Source organism: Leifsonia sp. TF02-11, from assembly GCF_017565305.1.
In the GTDB taxonomy this organism is placed as follows: Bacteria; Actinomycetota; Actinomycetes; order Actinomycetales; family Microbacteriaceae; genus Leifsonia.
Genome location: NZ_JAGEKP010000017.1, coordinates 1 through 19,270, shown reverse-complemented (window position 1 = coordinate 19,270; position 19,270 = coordinate 1). Strand labels below are relative to the sequence as shown.

General features: G+C 65.1%; 18 protein-coding genes and 1 tRNA gene. 8 read left to right on the top strand and 11 right to left on the bottom strand.

The genetic code is table 11. The features are described from left to right. Window positions 1–6 precede the first annotated feature (6 nt). Complete coding sequence (locus JNB50_RS19050; RefSeq protein WP_208041726.1) at window positions 7–1,083, top strand: ThiF family adenylyltransferase; 1,077 nt, start codon at window positions 7–9, stop codon at window positions 1,081–1,083. Window positions 1,084–1,143: 60 nt separating this feature from the next. Here JNB50_RS19050 and JNB50_RS19045 read toward each other — a convergent pair whose 3' ends face one another. Together JNB50_RS19045 and JNB50_RS19040 are read right to left on the bottom strand one after the other, a co-directional pair. Continuing rightward, window positions 1,144–1,989: an alpha/beta fold hydrolase gene (locus JNB50_RS19045; RefSeq protein WP_208041829.1), complete on the bottom strand. Its 846-nt coding sequence runs from the start codon at window positions 1,987–1,989 to the stop codon at window positions 1,144–1,146. Continuing rightward, window positions 1,986–2,999 (bottom strand): adenosine deaminase, encoded by a 1,014-nt coding sequence (locus tag JNB50_RS19040; protein WP_208041725.1) that lies wholly within the window; start codon window positions 2,997–2,999, stop codon window positions 1,986–1,988. Before JNB50_RS19040 ends, JNB50_RS19045 begins: the two co-directional genes overlap by 4 nt. 82 nt (window positions 3,000–3,081) lie before the next feature. Here JNB50_RS19040 and JNB50_RS19035 point away from each other — a divergent pair, with 82 nt between their 5' ends. Beyond that, window positions 3,082–3,525 carry a DUF2809 domain-containing protein gene (locus JNB50_RS19035; protein WP_208041724.1) on the top strand — a complete coding sequence of 148 codons (444 nt, stop codon included), beginning with the start codon at window positions 3,082–3,084 and terminating at the stop codon, window positions 3,523–3,525. Here JNB50_RS19035 and JNB50_RS19030 read toward each other — a convergent pair. Genes JNB50_RS19030 through JNB50_RS19020 form a run of 3 tightly spaced genes read right to left on the bottom strand, consistent with a single transcriptional unit; the run spans window position 3,449 to window position 6,557 of the window. Continuing rightward, the gene (locus tag JNB50_RS19030) at window positions 3,449–4,435 is read right to left on the bottom strand and encodes an NAD(P)H-quinone oxidoreductase (RefSeq protein WP_208041723.1); all 987 of its coding nucleotides are present in this window, start codon (window positions 4,433–4,435) and stop codon (window positions 3,449–3,451) included. The genes JNB50_RS19035 and JNB50_RS19030 overlap by 77 nt on opposite strands. Next, window positions 4,435–5,679 carry an ABC transporter permease gene (locus tag JNB50_RS19025; protein ID WP_208041722.1) on the bottom strand — a complete coding sequence of 415 codons (1,245 nt, stop codon included), beginning with the start codon at window positions 5,677–5,679 and terminating at the stop codon, window positions 4,435–4,437. Before JNB50_RS19025 ends, JNB50_RS19030 begins: the two co-directional genes overlap by 1 nt. 2 nt (window positions 5,680–5,681) lie before the next feature. Beyond that, the gene (locus JNB50_RS19020) at window positions 5,682–6,557 is read right to left on the bottom strand and encodes an ABC transporter ATP-binding protein (protein WP_208041828.1); all 876 of its coding nucleotides are present in this window, start codon (window positions 6,555–6,557) and stop codon (window positions 5,682–5,684) included. Between the two features lie 168 nt (window positions 6,558–6,725). Between JNB50_RS19020 and JNB50_RS19015 the strand changes: the two genes are divergently transcribed. Both JNB50_RS19015 and JNB50_RS19010 read left to right on the top strand, forming a co-directional pair. Further along, window positions 6,726–7,109: a helix-turn-helix transcriptional regulator gene (locus JNB50_RS19015; protein ID WP_208041721.1), complete on the top strand. Its 384-nt coding sequence runs from the start codon at window positions 6,726–6,728 to the stop codon at window positions 7,107–7,109. Next, a complete protein-coding gene (locus tag JNB50_RS19010) occupies window positions 7,106–7,585 on the top strand; it encodes an SRPBCC family protein (RefSeq protein ID WP_208041720.1) in 480 nt (159 codons plus the stop codon). Before JNB50_RS19015 ends, JNB50_RS19010 begins: the two co-directional genes overlap by 4 nt. 18 nt (window positions 7,586–7,603) lie before the next feature. Here the strand turns inward: JNB50_RS19010 and JNB50_RS19005 are convergent, their stop codons facing one another. Further along, on the bottom strand, window positions 7,604–8,407 hold the full coding sequence (locus JNB50_RS19005; protein WP_208041719.1) for an inositol monophosphatase family protein: 804 nt from the start codon (window positions 8,405–8,407) through the stop codon (window positions 7,604–7,606). A 122-nt stretch (window positions 8,408–8,529) separates the two neighbouring features. Here JNB50_RS19005 and JNB50_RS19000 point away from each other — a divergent pair. Next, window positions 8,530–8,602: transfer RNA gene (locus JNB50_RS19000), tRNA-Lys, on the top strand. Between the two features lie 412 nt (window positions 8,603–9,014). On the opposite strand, the gene JNB50_RS18995 is transcribed toward JNB50_RS19000, so the two are convergent. Together JNB50_RS18995 and JNB50_RS18990 are read right to left on the bottom strand one after the other, a co-directional pair. Beyond that, entirely contained in the window at window positions 9,015–11,093 is a 2,079-nt protein-coding gene (locus JNB50_RS18995) for a P-loop NTPase fold protein (protein WP_208041718.1), read from the bottom strand. Window positions 11,094–11,344: 251 nt separating this feature from the next. Next, the gene (locus JNB50_RS18990; RefSeq protein ID WP_208041717.1) at window positions 11,345–12,514 is read right to left on the bottom strand and encodes a tyrosine-type recombinase/integrase; all 1,170 of its coding nucleotides are present in this window, start codon (window positions 12,512–12,514) and stop codon (window positions 11,345–11,347) included. Here JNB50_RS18990 and JNB50_RS18985 point away from each other — a divergent pair. Continuing rightward, entirely contained in the window at window positions 12,513–12,992 is a 480-nt protein-coding gene (locus tag JNB50_RS18985) for a hypothetical protein (RefSeq protein WP_208041716.1), read from the top strand. The two genes, JNB50_RS18990 and JNB50_RS18985, sit on opposite strands and share 2 nt — an antisense overlap. A 12-nt stretch (window positions 12,993–13,004) precedes the next feature. Here the strand turns inward: JNB50_RS18985 and JNB50_RS18980 are convergent, their stop codons facing one another. Further along, window positions 13,005–15,737 carry an AAA family ATPase gene (locus JNB50_RS18980; protein WP_208041715.1) on the bottom strand — a complete coding sequence of 911 codons (2,733 nt, stop codon included), beginning with the start codon at window positions 15,735–15,737 and terminating at the stop codon, window positions 13,005–13,007. Window positions 15,738–16,201: 464 nt separating this feature from the next. Here JNB50_RS18980 and JNB50_RS18975 point away from each other — a divergent pair, with 464 nt between their 5' ends. Together JNB50_RS18975 and JNB50_RS18970 are read left to right on the top strand one after the other, a co-directional pair. Further along, on the top strand, window positions 16,202–16,453 hold the full coding sequence (locus JNB50_RS18975) for a hypothetical protein (RefSeq protein ID WP_208041714.1): 252 nt from the start codon (window positions 16,202–16,204) through the stop codon (window positions 16,451–16,453). Window positions 16,454–16,555: 102 nt separating this feature from the next. Continuing rightward, a complete protein-coding gene (locus JNB50_RS18970) occupies window positions 16,556–17,149 on the top strand; it encodes a hypothetical protein (RefSeq protein ID WP_208041713.1) in 594 nt (197 codons plus the stop codon). A gap of 135 nt (window positions 17,150–17,284) precedes the next feature. Here the strand turns inward: JNB50_RS18970 and JNB50_RS18965 are convergent, their stop codons facing one another. Then, entirely contained in the window at window positions 17,285–18,100 is an 816-nt protein-coding gene (locus tag JNB50_RS18965; RefSeq protein ID WP_208041712.1) for a hypothetical protein, read from the bottom strand. 387 nt (window positions 18,101–18,487) lie between these two features. Further along, window positions 18,488–18,907: a hypothetical protein gene (locus JNB50_RS18960; RefSeq protein ID WP_208041711.1), complete on the bottom strand. Its 420-nt coding sequence runs from the start codon at window positions 18,905–18,907 to the stop codon at window positions 18,488–18,490. Between the last annotated feature and the right edge of the window lie 363 nt (window positions 18,908–19,270).

The following is a 19,270-nucleotide window of genomic DNA, read 5'->3' as shown; positions in this document are numbered from 1 at the left end:
AATCTCATGGAAACAATTCAGAGTCCCCCTCGCCTCCGAAACAGCGTTCTCGTCTTTCGGCACGACGACCTCCTTCAGTTCGTCTCCCTGAGCGATCTTCGCGTCAAAGAGTTCCGTGCGACCGACCCCGTCATCGAACTGATTCCGCTTGTCGATGGCACGCGTTCGGTCGCCGAACTCCGGGCTGCATTCGCCGCATCGTCCGACGACGACCCGAGCACCGTCGACGACTGCCTCGAACTCCTTCGAAGAGAGCGCCTCCTCTGCCGGGGGGAGAGCTGGGCCGGCGATACGCGGTACGCCCGTCAGGGCCTTCTGTTCGAAGAGTTCATCGCGACCTTTGACCACCTCCCTGCCTCGCCGCGACAGCTGCAGGACCGGCTCGGCACGGCAAAAGTCGTCGTCGTCGGCATCGGCGGTGTCGGATCCTGGGCGCTGCACTCGTTGGCGTCGGCCGGAGTCGGGCGGCTCCACATCGTGGATCCTGATGTCGTCGAACTGTCGAACTTGAACCGGCAGGCCCTGTATTCGACGGCTGACGTAGGTCAGGCCAAAGTAGTCGCCGCTGCGGAGAGGATCGCCGACGTGAACGACGGCGCGGTGGTGACCGGTCACCGACGATCAATCCAGGAGGTGGCAGACCTCGCTGACATCCTCGACGATGCCGACCTCGTCATCAGCTGCGGAGACGATCCCGATCCATTCACCTTGTCCGACGTTGTGGCCGAGAGCGCGCAGGCCGCAGGCGTCCCGCATATCGTCGGTGGAGCGTACGGAGGGAACATCGGATGTCCCGGTGTGACGGTCATGCCCGGCCGATCGCGATGCTGGCGATGCATCAGAGAGGCGACACGCGATGATCACGACAGAGTCTCCATGACCACCGTCAAGGGTCGGACAAGCGCTGGCGGGAGCATTGCGCCGGTGGCCGGAATGGTGGGAAACATGACGGCGTGGGAGGCGCTACGCGTCCTGCTCGGCCTCCCACTCGGCCTCACCAATCGGGTGAGGGAGATGGACCTCATGAGCTTGGAGTGGCGAATTCGAGAGGTCGCGCGTAGAGAGGATTGCATGAGTTGTTGACGGTTGGCTCGAACGGAGCGGTGGTCGTCGTCGTCGCGAGCTCTCCATCGGGAACGCGCGTCAGCCCGCGGAGGCCGCCACCACCCAGTCCAGCGCCACACCCAGCGCGGTCAGCACCGACACGTGCCCCTCCCGTGGCCGCAGCCACAGTTCGCCGCGGCGGATCCGCTCGAGCATCCAGCCGGCGTGGGTCGCCGGGATGACGCGGTCCCTGCCGCCCTGGACGAGGAGCGCCGGTGCTGACACCGCGGCCAGCTCGACTCCCCACGACGAAACGAACGCGACATCGTCGTCCACCTCGCCGTCCGGGCCGGAGGCTGCACCTGCGCCGGCGTCGGCGCCGAGTGCCGACCAGGTCGCCCCGAGCACCTCGTAGTCGCGGGACGTGAACGATTCCGGCTCGAATTCCGCCGTCTCGGCGTGGGCGAGTCGCGCCGGCCGGCCCGCGAGCGCCGAGCGGAGCCCACCCGGATCGGCCATTCCGGCGAACCAGTCGACATCGCCCCAGTACGGGGCGATTCCGGCGAAGGTGACGACGGCCGCGGCCCGCTTCGGCGCGAGTGCAGCGCAGGCGAGCGCGTGCGGGCCGCCACCCGAGGCGCCCATCGTCGCGAAGCGTTCGATGCCCAGCGTGTCGAGCACCGCGATCACATCCGCGGCCGCGTCGGCGACACTGCGGCCGGGGAGCGGGTCGGACCCGGGGTAGCCGGGACGAGCGCAGGAGACCACTCGGAGCCCCCTGGCCGCGGCCTCAGAGGCCACCGGCTCGATGACGGCGCCGGTCTGCGGCGTCCCGTGATGCCAGACCAGCACGGGAGCATCCTCGGCGCCTCCGGTGTCGAAGTATCGGACCTGTCGGCCGTCCGGGCGGGTGACAGCGCCAGAGGGTGGCGGCGCGTCGCTCATCCCCGCCACGCGTCCACCTCGCGCTGCAGCGCCGCCTTGCGCGCGGCGGACGCGAACGACACGTCGATCGAGGTGCGGGCGAACCGCTCGGCCGTCGCAGCGTCGACGCCGAGCGCGTCGCGGACGGCGAGGTAGTTGCGGCCGACGTAGCCGCCGAAGTAGGCGGGGTCGTCGGAGTTGATGGTCACCCGCACTCCGGCGGCGTCGAGAGCCAGCAGCGGATGGTCGGCGAGATCGGGCACGGTGCGTAGGCGCACGTTCGACAGCGGGCACACCGTGAGGGGGACGCCCTCCGCGGCGAGGCGCGCCAGCAGTTCCGGATCCTCCGCCGCCCGGATGCCGTGGTCGATCCGTTCGACCCCGAGCACGTCGAGCGCCTGGCGGATGTAGGCGGGCGGGCCCTCTTCGCCCGCGTGGGCGACCGTGTGCAGTCCGGCCTCCTTCGCTCGGGCGAAGACCCCCGCGAACAGCTCGGGCGGGTAGCCGACCTCCGCGGAGTCCAGCCCGACGCCGAGCAACCGCTCCGGCCGGGTGAGCGCGGCGCTGAGCACCGCATCGGCCGACTCCACCGGCTGGTCCCGCAGGAAGCACAGGATGAGTCCGCTGGAGATGTCGAGGTCGCGCTCCGCCTCGGCCAGGGCGCCGCTGATGCCGTCGACGACCGCTTCCAGCGCGATACCGCGGCTCACGTGCGCCTGCGGGTCGAAGAACAGCTCGACATGGCCGAGGCCCTGGGCGGCGGCCGTGCGGAGGTACCGCCGGGTGAGCTCGGCGAAGTCGTCCTCGGTGCGCAGCACCGCCATCGTCGCGTAGTACAGGTCGAGGAACGACTGCAGGTCGGAGAACTCGTACCGGGCGGCGAGCTCCTCGACCGACGCGTACGGCAGATCCACCCCGTTGCGGCCGGCGAGCTCGAACGCGAGCTCCGGCTCCAGCGTGCCTTCGATGTGGAGGTGGAGCTCGGCTTTCGGCAGGGCGAGCAGGGCTTCGTCGGACGGGAGCGAGGTCATGTCCTCGATCCTCCCACCGAAGGAGGCGGGATCCGACATCCGGACGACGAGGTGACCCGCGCCGCGCCGCTAGCGTCGGAGGATGAGCACCTTCACCCGTCGCCGACGCGCCATTCTGCTCGTCGCCGCCGTCGCAACCATCGCGACCGGCCTGGCCGTCCACGGCCTGGCCGGCGGCTGGGCCGGCGGGTTCGTGGCGGACGCGCTCTATGCCGTGCTGATGGTCGTGCTGGTCGCCATCGTGGCGCCGCGCGCGCCGAGCGTCGCGGTGGGGGCCATCGGCCTGGCGGTGTGTGTCGCGGTGGAGCTGTTCCAGCTCACCGGCGTGCCCGCGCGGTTGTCGGCCACCGTCCCCGGCGCCGAGCTGGTGCTGGGGTCGACGTTCCAGGCGACCGATCTGCTCGCGTACGCCGTCGGTGCGGCGGTCGCGACGCTCGCCGACGTCCTCGTCAGGAGACGCGCAGCAGGATCTTCCCGAGGTGCGCGGACGACTCCATCCGCCGATGCGCCTGAACCGCGTCTGTGAAGGGGAACACCGAGTCGATGACCGGGCGCACCTCGCCGGCCGCCAGCAGCGGCCAGACGTGCTCGCGCACGGCCGCGATGACGGCGACGCGCTCGGCCAGCGGGCGGGCGCGCAGCGTCGTGCCCTGGATGCGGGCGCGCTTGTGCATCAGCAGCCCCATGTCGACGGCGGCCGGGGTGCGGTCGCGGACCGCGATCGACATGATCCGGCCTCCGGTGGCGAGCGCCGCCAGATCGCGAGCGATGTAGTCGCCTCCGACGATGTCGAGCACGACGTCGGCGCCGCGGCCGTCCGTGAACGCGAGGACCGCGGCGACGAAGTCGTCGGTGCGGTAGTCTACGGCCGCCTCGGCGCCGAGCGAGCGGCAGAACGCCGCTTTCTCCGGGCTGCCCGCCGTCGCGATCGCGTGCGACCCGAGTGCGCGTGCCAGCTGGATCGCCATCGAACCGATCCCGCTCGACCCGCCGTGGACGAGCAGAGTCTCGCCGGCAGCCAGGCCCCCGAGGTCGAACACGTTCGACCAGACCGTGGCTGCGACTTCGGGAAGGCCGGCGGCCTCCACCGGGTCGACGCCCTCCGGGACCGGCAGCACCAGGCCGGCGTCGACCGTGACGAGCTCCGCGTAGCCTCCTCCCGGCAGCAGGGCGCAGACGAGATCGCCCTCGCGCCAGCGCCCCGGCTCGACAGCGTCGCCGATCGCGTCGATGACGCCGGAGACCTCGAGACCCGGCCACTCGGGCGCGCCGGGCGGCGACGGATAGTAGCCGCGGCGCTGGCTCAGGTCGGCGCCGTTGAGCCCGGCGGCGATCACCCGGATGCGCACCTCGCCCGGTGCCGGAAGCGGCTCGGCGACCTCGGCCAGGGTCAGGACGTCCGCCTCGCCGGGCTGCGGGACGACGATCGCGCGCATCAGCGGACCGCCGTACGTTCCGGGCCGGAGCGGCGGCCGAGCACGTCCCGGATCCTGACCTTGCTCGAGTACTCGATCGAGCCGTAGCGGAACAACCGCACCGCCAGTCGCAGCACCACGTACGACAGCGCGAACAGCTCGACGATGATCACGATCGCCTGCCAGAGCGGCAGCGAGCCGAAGGCGTTGAGGATGAGCGCCGTGATCGGAGCGGTGTACGGGAAGTACGCCAGGATCTGCACGATCGGCGCTTCCGGCGTGCTGACGGCGTAGCTCGACGCGTAGAGCGGGATGACCACCGCGAAGATCACGACGGAGAAGAACGGTGCGGCGTCCTTAGCGGTCGGCATGACCGCGCCCACCGCCACCAGCGTTCCGGTGAAGAGTGCGAAGCCGCCGATCGTGATCAGCGCACCGACGATCATCTTCTGCGGGTCGAAGACGAGGCTGCTCAGATCGAGGTTCGGGATGGCGAGCTGGTCGCGGAAGAACAGATAGCCGACGACCACCGGCAGCGCGAACACCGCGATCTGGATGAGACCAACCGCGAACAGCGACACCACCTTGCCGACCAGGAGGTTGGTCGGGTTGATCGTCGTCAGGATCATCTCCGTGACGCGGTTCTCCTTCTCCTCCAGGGTGGAGTTCAGCATCTGATTGCCGAGGAAGACGATGACAACGAAGAACGCGGCCAAGAAGATGAGCGCGGGCAGGATGGCTTCGAATCCCGGTGCGACGGCCCCGTCCTTGAACGTGGTGGTCGTCGTGTTGGTCTCGCCGCGCAGGATGTTGACGTCGACCGGGCTGGACAGTTTCTCTTCGACGCTGGTCGACAGCAGGGACTGCGCGACGGCCGAATACTTGCTGTTCTGGAAGACGCCTGCGTCGGCTCCGTAGACCTTGATCGCCTGTTTCGAGGGGTCGGCGGGATAGTCGAAGAACGCGGGGGTGCCGCCGATCTGCACCTCCTCGACGCCCTCCGAGCTGCTCGCGATCTGCTTGCCGCCGTAACTGTGCGCGATCGCCGGGTCGACCAGGCCCGACGCGTCGACGTACAGGAAGTCGAAGCGCGCGTTCTTCTGCTGGTCTGCGGTGTTCGCGCTGCTGACATTGGCCGAGATGAGGAGCGCGCCCAGCCCGAACACCAGGATGGGGAGAATGAGCGTCACCGCCCAGAAGCTGCGCTTCTTGATCGTTCGGGTGAACTCGAAAGCGATGACGGTGGAGAGGTTGTGGCGGGCCATGGTCAGTCCTCCTCGCGGCTGGAGGCGCCGTAGACCTCGACGAAGATGTCGTCGAGCGATTTGCGGGTGGGGGAGAAGCGCGTGACGTGGAGGCCCGTCTCCACGAACGAGCGCAGGATCGCGGCGGTGTCGGCGTCGTTCGCGACCTCCAGCTCGGCGTGTCCGCCCTCGTCCTTCGCGATGCGGTAGGCGGGGGAGGCCGGGATCGTACCGTCGTGGTCGACGTGCACGACGGTTCCGCCGAACTGCTCCTGCACCTCCGAGACGGTGCCGTAGGCGCGCGAGACGCCGTCTTTCAGGAGGATGACGCGGTCGCAGAGCCGCTCGACCTCCTCCATCTGGTGCGTCACCATCATTACGGTGGAGCCCGCGCGCTTCTGGTCGTCGATGATGTCCATCAGCAGCCGGCGGTTCACGGGGTCGAAGCCTTTGGTCGGCTCGTCGAGGATCAGCAGTTCCGGCTGGTTCATGATCGTGACGCCGAGCTGCACCTTCTGCTGCTGGCCGCCGGAGAGCTTGTCCAGCCGGGTCTTCTCCTTGTCCCCGATGCCGACGCGTTCCAGATAGTCCCGCGACCACCGGCGGGCCTGTTCGGCTCCGAGCCCCTTGAGTCGGCCGAAGTAGACCATGACGTCGATGACGGGCTCCTTCTTGTAGAGCCCCCGCTCCTCCGGGAGGTACCCGAGGCGCTCGCCGGTCTCCGGCGAGAAGTCCTTGCCGTCGATGTGGAGGACGCCTGCGGTCGGCTGGTAGATGCCGAGAAGTGCGCGGATGGTCGTGGTCTTGCCGGAGCCGTTGCTGCCGAGGAAGCCGAACGTCTCACCGCGCACGATGTCGAAGGAGAGGTCGCGGATCACGGTCGTGCGGCCGAAGTCCATCCGGAAGCCGGCGATGTGGACGAGTGGTTCGGAGCCGGGTGCGGTCGTGGCGGGCGTGTCTGGTGGAGTGCTCACGCAGTCGAGCCTAGGGGAGTGGCGGCGCTTGCATCCCGGCGACGCACGGCGTAGCATTCCCAACACAAGTGTTGATAAAGGAAACAGTCGAATATGCAGACGGATGACACGGTCCCCGCGGTGAGCGAGCGGCTCGATCGGGCGTTCCAGGCGCTCTCCGACTCTGTGCGTCGGGCGATCATCACCCGGCTCAGCTCGGGTCCGGCGACCGTGAACGAGCTCGCCGAACCGTTCGCGATCACCACCCAGGCGGTGTCCCGCCACATCCGCGTGCTGGAGGAGGCCGGGCTCGTCACGCGCAGCCGGGACGCGCAGCGCCGACCGGTGCACCTGCGTCCAGGCGCGCTCGAAGAGCTCACCTCCTGGATCGACCGCTACCGGTTGATCCACGAACAGCGGTTCCGCACCCTCGACACCGTGCTCGGCGCCCTCGCGGACGCCGACACGTCCACCGGCCGGAAAACGAAGAAGGAATGAGAACAGTGAACGACGTCACCATCACCGCCCCGGAGGGCCTGCCCTTCATCGACATCGAGCGCGAGTTCGACTATCCCGTCGAGCTGGTCTTCCGCGCGCACAAGGAACCGGACCTGTTCAAGCGCTGGCTTGGGCCGCGTGGCTACGAGATGGACCTGGAGCAGTTCGACTTCACGACGGGCGGCCGCTATCGGTACGTCCACACCGTGGGAGACGAGTCGTACGCGTTCAACGGGGTCTTCCACGTCGTGCGCGACAACGAGTTCGCCATCCAGACGTTCGAGTTCGAAGGGTACCCGGACGTCGTGAGCGTCGAATCGATCCGCTTCGAGCCGCTCGAGGGCGGACGCAGCAGGCTGCACGTCCACGCCGTCTACCCGACCTTGGAGGCCCGCGACGGCATGGTCGCGTCGGGTCAGGCGAAAGGGGTCATCGAGGGGTATGAGCAGCTGGACGAGGTGCTCGCGAGCGTCTGAGTCGGTGCGGCGCGCCGCTTACGCGAGCGCCTCGAGCAGGGCCGGGTGCAGCAGTCCGTTGGAGGCCAGCGACGACCCGTTGGCCGGGCCCGGCTCCCCGGTCGCCGAGGTGAAGGCACCGCCGGCCTCCTCGACGATCGGGATGAGCGCGGCCAGGTCGTAGGTCTTCACGTCGAACTCGCCGACAGCGTCGAGGAGGCCCTCGGCCAGCAGCATGTACGACCACATGTCGCCGTACGCGCGGTCGCGCCACACCCGCCGGGTCAGGGCGACGAGCCGGTCGAGGTAGCCGGCCTCATCCCACTGGGCGATGCTCTGGAAGCTGATCGAGGCGTGCTCGAGGTCGGCGACCGCGGAGACCCGGATCGGGCGGGGCTGGGCACCCGGGGCGTCGGTCGTCCACGCGCCGTCGCCGACCTCCGCCCACCAGCGCTTGCCGAGAGCGGGGGAGCTGACCACGCCGATCACCGGTTTCCCGTCGATCGCGAGCGCGATGAGCGTGCCCCACACGGGCACGCCGCGCAGGTAGTTGGACGTGCCGTCGATCGGGTCGATGATCCACTGCCGGCTCGCGTCGCCCTCCGTGCCGTACTCCTCGCCGAGGATGCCGTCGTCGGGCCGGTCGGCCGCCAGCGCCTCCCGGATCGCCCGCTCGACGGCGAGATCCGCTTCGGTGACGAACGTACGGTCGGGCTTGGTGTCGATGTGGAGGCCTCGCTCGCGGAAATGCGCGGACGAGATCCCATCGGCGAGATCGGCGAGCCGGAGCGCGAGCGCCAGGTCGGAGGAGAGGGGCCGGTCGAAGTCGCGTGCATCGGTCACGCCAGGAGCCTAGCGGCCCGACACCCGGACACGCCCGGGCTTCCGCGTCGACGCCCCTCGATTGGCGAACCGCCCGACCCGGATGCTAATGTTGAGCCTCGGTCCGGGAAACTGAACCGAATGCGCCTCTAGCTCAATCGGCAGAGCAATTGACTCTTAATCAATGGGTTCAGGGTTCAAGTCCCTGGGGGCGCACCCAACACCGCAGGTGGCGAGAAGCCCCCGATCCCCTGGAAACACTGGGATCGGGGGCTTCTTCGGTTTCGTGTGTCGGTGCGCGATAAGGCCGTTTGCCCACATTTTGCCCACACCTGATTCCGCGGCTGCTCCGTCGGGCCGACGGTGGCATGCCGGGTCCTCGTAGATGCGAGTGAGCACCGCGGACGATGAAGTCCGCGGACGACAAGAATTGCGCCGACAGCGAGCCAGCCCCCGACTGTACTAAGTTCACGGTCCAGAAGCACACGGAGCGTCGATCTGACCAAGCTCCGGTTCAACAATGAGAGGTCCCCGCAACGTTACGGATTAAGCGAATGGGACGAGCACTCGCGCATCGAACGCCTGACGCGGCTCTTGCGAGGACTCCGAGGCCATGCCTTGTACCTGTTCAAAACGTCTCGGGTCTCCAACCCGCCAGGTACTTGTCCGCGAGCTGGAGCGTTTCGTCGTCTCCGAGCGCCTTCCGAACCTTGCCTACGGCCTCCTCTAATGCGGCTTCGGATCCGAACACCCGGATGAGGAGCTCCCAAGCAAGCCGATCTTCGGACCTCACCTGTCGGGAGTCCATCGACTGCGACCGTGCAGTCGACTTGAGCGAGTGCAGCACCGCTCGCAGCAGAACGGGATCGTCACTCGGGGTGAGCGGCGTTTCGCCAGTCTCTGTCTTCAAAGTGTCGTAGAGGCGCCAAGCGTCCCATTCACGCGAGGGCTCGGCTGGTGGGGTCCTCCGGAGGCGTGCGACAAACTCCGTGTACATCAGCGCCGCGAACCCTTCACTTACGAGTTTGTGTCCTGTCCCTTCGCGATAGCCCATGCTGTGGATGAAGTTGAGTTGCGACGAGTACGTCTCGATGCCCTCGAGGATTTGCGCGACCAGGGCTTCTCGCTCTGCCTCATCTTCGACTCGGCGCAGAAGTCGCAGGACAACGCGGCCAACAGTGATGTCAGGGCGTCCTATGTCGAAGAAGCCTCGCTGCTTCTTCTCGGGAATGGTGTCGATGAGGTTCAGCAGTGTAATTGATGCCGGGACGATCATGTCGGTCGTGAACTTTGCTTCATACGACGTGAGGCCTTCGAGGACGGTCTCGAGCTGCTCACGGTCCAACCCGGTCAGATACTCCTTGAGCGCTGCTCCATTGCTCAGGAGTTCAAAGGCCCGCTCGGAGCTTCGGAACGCAACTAGTTCGTCCGGTGCGACACGGTCGAAGTAGAGACTGATGAAGTCGATGTGAGCCATCCGATGCGCGGTTCGCCACGTGCCGAGCCAGCTAGATCCGTAGTGACTGTTTTCGATGTACTGCACCGCCGCAGGGAACACACGGCTGAAGAGTGCCCGGATCAGTTCGCCATCGTCAGGGAACTCTTCGAGCAGAACAGAGATGGCCTTCTGAGCTTTTTCGTCCTTGCGCCCCATGATCTCGCGCGTGTTTGTGAGTTGGGCTCGAAGCTTCGATAGCTGCTGGATGAGTTCAGGACGGAAGACGCGAAGTGCCTCCATTGCGAGAAGGTCGATCAGATCGATTTCTTGGCCGAGGCTCTTGATGGTTGACCTGGCTGAGATCGCGTAACGCGTCACATCACGCATGTTCGAGAACAGCGGGTCGATCACTTCCCAGTACACGTCGCTCCATCGGCTCTCGTCGAGTGTGACGTTCGCGACGGGGGCGATGATGCGATCCAGTTCTTCGAAGACCTGCGACCGAAGCAGTTTCTCCGGCGCCTGCGGCACATCGAAGCTCAGCTGGACAATCTTCTCAAGATACGCTCGGCCGGGAACGCCGTCTTCCGTGAGCGCCTGCTCCACGCGATCTCTGTCGAAGGCCAACACGTAAATGATGTTCGGAAAGCTCGCCGTCAGACGGACGAGCTTGAAGATCTCGCGAATCTCGATTGTGGTGAGCCGGTCGATGTCGTCGATGACCACCACGATAGGTTGTGCGAGCGCGATGAGCTCCTTCGTGATTTCTTCCCGCACCTTCTTCGCGCTGCGATCAGCGTTCGTCGTGTCGGCCAGTCCGCTTAGCGCAGCTGCCGCTGCTTCCCCTGCGAACGCCGCGCCTGGAAGCGGTATGAACTGTGACACTGGCTTGAGGATGCCGGCGTACTGAGCGAGCCAGTCCGCAGTCTTCCCAAAGCGGCTCTTGCTGCGAACATTGAGCTCCGCCCCGATCTCGGTGAAGAAGAAGTTCACGAGCTGGTTAGAACCAGAGAACATCCAAGGGTTGAAGTCAACGACAGTAAGAGCCGGCTCGGTCTCAAACTGTTCACGCATCAGGTTGATGAACGAGCTCTTACCGTGCCCCCACGGCCCCAAGATACCGACTACAAGCCCTTGGCTAGCGTCGAGTTCCCGGATCGAGTCCGCGAAGTCGTGCGCAACCGGTGCCCGTCCGAGGTCGTCCTCGGCCGACGTCGTGATTGGTGCGTCGACCGGCGGCTTCTGCCGAGGATGTTCATTGCAGCTCATATGTCCCCCACTTGTTCTGATTCGCATCAGTCTTGCAAGCACGGCCGACACACGCATGACCATTGGGCCTCTGAACGAATGCCGGGTCCTTACCGCTCGATTGCGTTGAGGATGATCGTGTCATCTCTCACACTCGGCTGTGTGGTGGGCGATATGTTCCGGACGGCAGGACGGACAGATGGACAAGCAGTGCTGCTTCTTGCTGAGTTGCAACGTAGTTTGCGGGAGGCAACCGTCGAGCGCGCGCGTCTCTATTCCAGTTGCCTGTTCCAGGGATTTGTGGCCAACTTCGCGGCCGCCTCGTCGAGTCGGACCGCGACCATGTCGAGGTCCTCGTCGAATAGGTCCGCGTAGACGTCGAGGGTCATTGCGGCGCTCTTGTGGCCGAGCATCTTCTGCAACACTTTGATGTTCGCGCCCGCGCTGACCGCCAAGCTCGCAGCCGTGTGACGCAGGTCGTGCGGGGTCATGTACTCGAGGCCGGCGTTGGCCAATGCGATCGCGAACCATGACGGGTTGTTCTCGCGATGGTGCGGGCGTCCCAGGAACCCGCCGTGGCGCCGCTCGAAGATCAAGCTGTCTTTCGATTTGCCGGCGATGGCGTTGCGGATTGGTTCGCCGACGATCGTCGGTAGTGGGACTGATCGACGCTCCCAGCTCTTCGGCGTTCCGAGGATCACGTAGCCGTCGACCTGCGTCGCGGAGCGCACGATCGAGATCCGATGACGATCGAAGTCGACGTCTCGCGGGCGAAGAGCGATCGCCTCACCCCAGCGCAGGCCGGTGTACGACAGAAGCAACACCAGAAGCGCCAGGTTGTCATCTTCGATGCTTCGCACCAGGGAAGCGACTTGCGTGTGTGTGAGGTACACACGCGGCTTCTCAGAGCTCTTTCGCGGCAGATTGTCGATGCCGCGCGCAGGGTTCTTCGGGATCCGACCGTCCTTGACCGCGGTGTCGAGGATCCCCGCGAGCACGCCGACTGCGCGAATGACCACCGTCGCCGAGCGCGGCGTCGCGTCGGCGATCTTCCGCCGGCCGGCGTTCTCGGCGATCCCGAGGCTGAGCTGGCGGACCCACTCCTCGACGTCGGACGGACGAATGGCTCGGATCTCCACCTCGCCCCAGCGCGGTTCGACATGCACTCTCCAGGCGGCGGCCAAGGGTGCGAACGAAGAGGGCTTCAGTGCTCGCTCCTTCTTCGCGAGGAACGCGCGAGAGAGTGACGCCACCGTCACTCGGCTCAACGAGGGGTCGATGTACGCTCCGGTTGCTTTCCGGACCTCGATGGAGGCAAGGAACAACTCGGCGTCGCGTTTGGTCCGGAAGCCACGCTTGTCGGTCTGGGCATTATCGGGCTTGCGGTACCTGACTCGATACCGCCGACCGGCCGATGTCTCGTATGGAGTGATGCTCCCCATGGCAGCGAACCTAGCTCTCAGTACCGACATGCATTGCGGCGATCTCGGCGGTCGGGTGCAGTCTGGAGCCGTGGACATGGACATGCTGCATCCCGAGCCGATGCGCTGGGGCGCGAACGATGTCGAAGCCGTAGAGCTGTGTTTTCGATGGATGATCTACCTCGGAGCGAGCGACACCGTGATCGCTGCCGGTGAGGCTCGTCGAGCATGTGACCTCTACAGCTCTCGCTATCTGGGTTGGGTTGACAATCGACGGGGGAATCTCGATGTCGAGTTCGTGGAACGGGTGGCGACCGTTGCGCACCCTGATGGCCGGCAAGCGCTGATCTTCGTGCCAGGGGGCGTGCTTCCGCAGGCTAAACGGCGGGCGGATGACCTGGGCTTGGCAGTGCTCGGGTTCCACTCCGAGAACGCGACATTGGACGGTGTGAACTCGCTTGGACGTCGTTTCCGAGATGGTGGTTTGGCGAAGCAATAGCATCCGGGCCCCTTACCTGAGGCCGATCGATGCGGATTGGGCTGGCGTGGTAGGAGTCGAGGGTCCGAGGTGGCTGCGGGCGGTTCGGCGGAGTTCGGCGAGGGCAGATGCGCGCGAATCTTCGACCGTGGGTTCGATGGTTTGGCGGTTCATCGATTCCGCGAGCTCGGCCTTTGCCGACGATTCGGTCGCAGCGACGACGATAGCCTTGTTGTCTTCCTTGCCGCGAGTGAGGCCCACGTACAGCCCGGCAGCGTCGACGCCAGGGCCGACGATGGAAACGTCTGTGGTCTCACCTTGGACGCCGTAGACGGTGGTCGCATATGCGAGGTGCAGGTGCGATTCGGCATAGCTGGCGGGAATCCTTCGCAGATCTGACGTGTCGTTGGGCGCTGCCAGCAGTACGTCTCCGTTGATGATCGATCTGACCACCCACGTCTGCCTGTTCTGGACGCCGGCACCGCCATCGTTGCGCCGGGTCTGCACCAGGTCGCCTACGAAGATCGCCTGACCCTCCTGACCAGTGGCGACCCTCTCGGTTCCGAGGGCACCGGCTGAGATCCGTTGAGCCTGGATAGACTCATTGACGGCCATCGCTTCTGCGTGTGTGGCGGTCACGAGCGCTATCGACTGTCGTCGTTGTTGCGCCTCGAACCAGCCGCTGACCATAGCTCGCCTGGCTTCGACATCATTGTCGGTACGGATGACGTGACCAGTTTGGATCAGTTCGGCTGCGACTTCGGTCGCGGTGTCTTGACCTCGGAGTTCGCGCACCCGAAGAGTGAGTTCTGCCCAGTGGGGATCCTTGAAGCGATGGCTTGTGGTCATCTCCACGCGCGACTCGGTGCGGCGCCAGAAGAGTGCCATAGCTCCGGAGTGCCCAACCGGGAGGGCCTGGCGCTCGTCGCCGATGAGCGCCACATCTGCACCGGTGCGCTCAACAACATCGACCAGGCCCCGGGCAGCCTCGAGGTCGAGCATGCCGGCTTCATCAACCACGATGCGGTCAGCCGGGCGGATCCGCATACGTGGGCCGCTGTAGATCCGGCCTGTCGAGGGATCGTGTGCCCCCTGCTCAAGCCGACTCCACTCGGTGGCTCCGGCCTCGTTGGTCCTCCAGCGCCATCCGTAGTCAAACAAGAGCTGATGCAGCGACGACGACTCGCTCAGAGTTTCGCGTCCAGCGACGATTGATGCCTTCTTCGTCGGTGCAACGATGATCATGTTCCGGCCGTGACGGCGGAGAGCCGCGGCGGCGATCCTGAGCATGGCGGTCTTTCCGGTACCAGCGGCACCGGAAACGGTGACATTGCGTGCGGTTCCCGCGATCGCGGCGGCGCCCGCAAGCTGCTCAACGTCGAGGCGGCGACCCGGTTCGACCGCATGAGCGATGGCTTCGACAACATCCTGTCGCTCATCGACCCCGTCAACGGAGAGCTTTTCGATTCGGTTGGCGAGCTTTGTCTTGAGAAGCGCGGTGTTGGTAGCCATGAGTCGCTTGACGTGTGCCGGGATGCCAGGCTCGGTGAGCAAAGCGACGGTGTGGGAGCCAGCAAGGTCGACCACGGAATCGAGGGCCTCTGCGAGTCGATCCCGAGGGGCATTGGCGCCGGTTGACGCGATGGCACGAATCGCGCCCGCACGAATGTCCCACTCGCTGAATCGGCCGCCGGTGCCCGTTGATCGAGTGTCTGCATCGACGACCGCCTTGGCTGCGAGCAACTCGAGGTCGAGATCGGCAACGGCTACTGCATGGAGCTCCGCACCGGGCCGTTCGCGTGCGAGCTGCGGGTCGGTCGCGATCAATTCCTCGCGGACCAGCGTGGCCCAGTCGTCTTCGTCGAAATTGCCGGGCTTGTTTGGTCGACCGGCTGCCCATGCCCATCGGTCGATCTGGTTCATCACGTCGTGTGACGGTTCCTGCCCGGGGTGCTGCTGCTTCCACCACGCGATCCGCGTGGCCTTATTGGCTTCGATCTGCGCGGACCGCTTCGACAGTGGGCGTACCAGGTACTGCAGCTGGGCGATCTCCCCGGCCTCGTTGAGGGAGAAGCCTTTAGCGGCGAGTGCGTTGATCCAGGCGGGGTCGGTGCGGGAGGCGAGGTCGCCTTCGGCGTTGATCACGTTCTGGAACCGCAACGCGACCCGGGTGTCGATGTTGGACCATTTGCCGTCTCGGCCTTGGACTTTGACGTTGAGCCAGAGGTGGCGGTGCTTGTGCGGATCCAACGAGCGGGAGCGTTCGTGCCGGAGCTCGACGACTTCGATTCGAGCCAGGTCTTCTCGGATGGCGCCGCCTTTGCCGCGTCGCGCGTTGAGCTCGGACTGCCACAGCTTCACGATTCGGTCGCGGACTCGGTCTTGGAGGTCCTCATACGCGGCGGCGAGATCGGGGTCGAGCATGGCTGCGATGGAGAACGACTTCGGCGCGTTGATCGTCGCATCCAGAATCAGATCCGCGACGGGCGACTCCAGGTCGCGGCCGCGATGCTCGCCCGTGAGTGGGTCGAGTCCGTCGACCCAAGCCTTCAGTTGGTCGCGGGTGAGAAGGTCGTCGCGGATTGCCCCGTTCTCGACGATGTACCGGGTCATGACCGCGTCGGCGTAGCCTGCGGCGGCGATCACACCGTCGGCGGTTTTGGCGGTGAGAGTCGCGTCACAGACGCCACCGAAGGCGTAGTCGACCGCTTGCTTGACGCCGTGGGACTGCTGTCCCCGCTTCCATCTGGCTACACCGCCTCGCACCTGCACTCACCTCCGCTTGCCTCATCTCGGGCTTCCCGAAACTGGACAGTCTTGCCCTTTCAAAAAAATGTCCTTCTACTTAGAACTTCCGGTTCCAAGTCGGATTTGACGCGCAAACAGCCCAAATGTCCGAAACCCGCTAGTAATTCATGGAAATTGGGCCGTTTCCCGACCTAACCGGGCCGAGGACCGCACGGCCATCGTGCGACTGACCACCGACGCTGACGCGAGCAGACTGCATCTCAGGCTGCCGGCGCGAGGGCTCATGGACCCCCTCCTCGGCGCGGCGGGCGAGCTTTCTCGCGGTGGTCTGTCCGAATCCAATGCCTTCATACCTACACGTTGTGTTTCCCAACCGGATTTGACGCGCAAATCCGAAATTTGTCGGATTCAGCAGCGTGGAGCCCACGGGACGCGCCGCTGCCTTGTGCCACAATTCGACTACCCGAGCGAGGAGAAATTGCGTGCCCAACCTGTTGCGAGCAATCGTCCCGATGTTCAGCGGCGGTGTGTTCGCGATCATTGGGGTTCTGCTTTGGCGTCATGCCGAGGGCGCGGCTGAGTCTTTTCGTAAAACGGGTTCTATGTTTTTCGGCGACAAGACTGCCGAGACTGTCTACACGGCGTGGAACCTGAAATGGGGAGCCGGCGGGGCCGTCGTGATCGGCGCAATCATGTTCATCTCCGGTCTGTTCGCCACCATCCGGCTTCTCTGAGCCGACCGTCAACTAAGCGCGAATAGGGGAGCTTTGCGAGCCCGAGTCCTCACCCGGTGGGTCGCGTACTACGCGTTTGCCCTCCTCTGGCTGATCTTCCTGGTGTTCATGATGATCGAGCGGATTCGGACGTCATCGCTAGGTTCTTCGACGGAGCTGACCATTGGGATGGTGGTGCTCGGCGGAGTGCTCGTTGCGGCGCTCATTGGTTTTCCGCTGTGGGTTCTGCCGAACGTTCGATGCCGCGCCGAGCTACGTCGTCGCTTTCCCGATGCAGTCGTGCTCGTCGCGCGACGCGATGATTTCCGCCCATTCATTGACGTGGACGCGCTCGACATCCCGTATAGGAGAATCCCGTACTTCCTCACGGTTGTTGCAGATCGAGGCTCACTCTCGGCCTGGGCGGGAGGCGATCCGGGAGAACAGCCCCGACAACTCGCTTCGATTCCTTGGCGCGTGTTGACTCCACTCGAGCAGGCTGCGACAGAGGGAGTGCTTCCGCAGTTCGTGCTGCGTTCCACCGCGCACTGGCACGGCGAAGAGCAACCGCTGCAGTTGACACTGGGCTCCAACGCATTCGGTGGACTATTCCCGCAGACCTACCGAGGTTCTCGCGCAGCCCTCGCCGCGCTCAACGGCCTCACCGCTCTCAACGCCCGCGCGTGTTTGATCGAAGGTGAGTCGCCGCAGACATGACGCCTAGCGAGAACGAAGAGATAAGTCGCGGGGGACGTCACGCGCGCGAGCGCAGACCGGGAGACGCAAGGCGTGGGTTCCTCGCCGGCTTTGGTCACGTCGTCGGCAAGGTCATCGACGCCGTCTTGAGTGCGCTCATACCCTGACGGACAGCGGTCCACCGGTGACGGCGATGAGCGCTGCGAGGACGCTGCGATAGAGCTCGTCGGTTCGCTGGTCGTATTCCGCTCCGCGGGCCGCGTCGGAGTAGGCGAGGTCGTTCCAAGATCCCATCCCGCCGAACACCCATGATTTGACCGCCGCGGCTAGGAGCTGGCGCGACTCCAGCGGAAGGCCCTCCGGGGCGAGGTCAGGGTTGTACGGGATCGCAGGCTCGGGTGCGTCCAGCAGACCCAGAGCCTCCGTGAACCAGCTGGCCCACTCAGCGATGTCGACGTCGCGTTCCGCAAACCCTTTGATCGCATCGAGCGCGGCCCGGAGATCATCTCGGGCCGAGGACGATGGAGGTTGCACGACCCCGGACCGGTCGAGTGGGACGCCCGTGAGCTGCACGGCCCAAATCCGCTGGTCCGTGCGGTTCCGATCGTGAACAGCCCAATGCGACTGCCAGAGGTGCGGAGTGAGGGCGTCATCGACTAGAGCCCACCGGCCACCATTCGCGAACGACGCCGCAACCGGAGCCGGGAGATCAGCCGGCTGCGCGCCTCCAACAACCAGCGACAGGCGGCGACCGCCCGAGTCCTTCACGAATCGCAGCCACTCGGCGACACCGTCAGCCTCCCACTTGCGGGTACCAAGCAGCCGTCGCTGCGCACACGTTACGTGCACGTTCTCGACGTAACGGAACGCTGAGTTGTCTCTATCGAGGGCGGGTGGGCGCTCGGTCCCTGACGCGAGCCAATCATTGCCATGCAGACAAAGCGCGATCAGCGCCGCGAGTTCGCCATTCATATTGCGATTCTGCCGTGTGAGCCGTCTCGGGCGTGGTTGCGGCGTCTCCGGAGTTTCTGGAACGAGTACGACTGCGCGGGCGTTCTGCAACCAGGTTCAAGCGGCGGCCCAAAAGGAGCTGAAGCGACGGATAGAACTGATGAACAGATACAACCCAAGACGAGACCAAACCGAAGGAAGAGAGATAGGAACCAAGGACGGAGATAGGAGAGACCTGGGCGAAAAGAGATAGAAGCTAAGAGCGGATGCACGCAGGCACTTTGGCAGTCGGGCCCTCCTATCGCCTTCCCCTGCCGAACGCTTCGGTCGCCAGTTCTAGACGCGACACGCGCGCTGCGGATAGCGCGGCTGCTACCCGATGCTTGAGCCGAGGAACCAAGGAGACAGCTAGTTTCCGCCCACCATTCCCGAGGTTTCGTTCGCGGCGTCGGGGTCAATATCCGTTTCGAGGGCTAGCAGGTTCATCTGGACGGCGTTCGAAGCGATGTCGGAAGTCAAGTCATTGTCGAGCATGCCAGCAAGGCACAGACTCGCGAACGACTGAGATACGACCTCGCCACGAACGCGCTGTTCGCGTTCATCGTCAACAACCGCTCGTCGCTCTGTCAGCATTCGAGCGAGTACTTGCGTCGATGTCTGGCCAATAGAACGGAGCTCGTCTAGCTGATGGTCGAAGTCAATTACAGCCTGCGCTCGAAGCGCTTCAACCAGTGGGGAGTCGAACCCGCGAATAGAACCGATTTCGTCCAACACCGAGATTCGTCGGAGAGCTCCGTCGGTAGTCTTCACGGCGGTCGTGATCGGCATGGTGAGAAGCGGAGGTGCCTCATCCCAGCCGTCAGCGGCAGACTCGTCCAGGATTAATGTCTCTCGCACCATGTATGTGAGCTCACGAACACGGCTGCCGCTGAATGTGGGCGCCGCGACAAAGGGCTCGCGCGAGTGTTTCTGACAGGTTGAAGTGGCCCAGGCTCGTCACCTCGATTTGGCCCAATGTGGGTCTTGTCGGTGTGGCTGTGACGGTTTGATTTGGCCAACCCCTGAGCGTGTTCTCGTTCGTATTGGACGAGGAGGGTCAGTTGGGGTCGAGAGTGGATCTATTTGCCGAGATTCGTCGGGCGGCGCGCGTCGAGGAGTTGTCGGTGAACGCGCTGTCCAAGCGGTTCCGAG

Bases quoted from the DNA above. Each gene is read 5' to 3' on its own strand.
- JNB50_RS19050 (WP_208041726.1), top strand. From the start codon at position 7: ATGGAAACAATTCAGAGTCCCCCTCGCCTCCGAAACAGCGTTCTCGTC.
- JNB50_RS19045 (WP_208041829.1), bottom strand. From the start codon at position 1,989: ATGAGCGACGCGCCGCCACCCTCTGGCGCTGTCACCCGCCCGGACGGC.
- JNB50_RS19040 (WP_208041725.1), bottom strand. From the start codon at position 2,999: ATGACCTCGCTCCCGTCCGACGAAGCCCTGCTCGCCCTGCCGAAAGCC.
- JNB50_RS19035 (WP_208041724.1), top strand. From the start codon at position 3,082: ATGAGCACCTTCACCCGTCGCCGACGCGCCATTCTGCTCGTCGCCGCC.
- JNB50_RS19030 (WP_208041723.1), bottom strand. From the start codon at position 4,435: ATGCGCGCGATCGTCGTCCCGCAGCCCGGCGAGGCGGACGTCCTGACC.
- JNB50_RS19025 (WP_208041722.1), bottom strand. From the start codon at position 5,679: ATGGCCCGCCACAACCTCTCCACCGTCATCGCTTTCGAGTTCACCCGA.
- JNB50_RS19020 (WP_208041828.1), bottom strand. From the start codon at position 6,557: ATGGACTTCGGCCGCACGACCGTGATCCGCGACCTCTCCTTCGACATC.
- JNB50_RS19015 (WP_208041721.1), top strand. From the start codon at position 6,726: ATGCAGACGGATGACACGGTCCCCGCGGTGAGCGAGCGGCTCGATCGG.
- JNB50_RS19010 (WP_208041720.1), top strand. From the start codon at position 7,106: ATGAGAACAGTGAACGACGTCACCATCACCGCCCCGGAGGGCCTGCCC.
- JNB50_RS18995 (WP_208041718.1), bottom strand. From the start codon at position 11,093: ATGAGCTGCAATGAACATCCTCGGCAGAAGCCGCCGGTCGACGCACCA.
- JNB50_RS18985 (WP_208041716.1), top strand. From the start codon at position 12,513: ATGGCAGCGAACCTAGCTCTCAGTACCGACATGCATTGCGGCGATCTC.
- JNB50_RS18990 (WP_208041717.1), bottom strand. From the start codon at position 12,514: ATGGGGAGCATCACTCCATACGAGACATCGGCCGGTCGGCGGTATCGA.
- JNB50_RS18965 (WP_208041712.1), bottom strand. From the start codon at position 18,100: ATGAATGGCGAACTCGCGGCGCTGATCGCGCTTTGTCTGCATGGCAAT.
- JNB50_RS18960 (WP_208041711.1), bottom strand. From the start codon at position 18,907: ATGCCGATCACGACCGCCGTGAAGACTACCGACGGAGCTCTCCGACGA.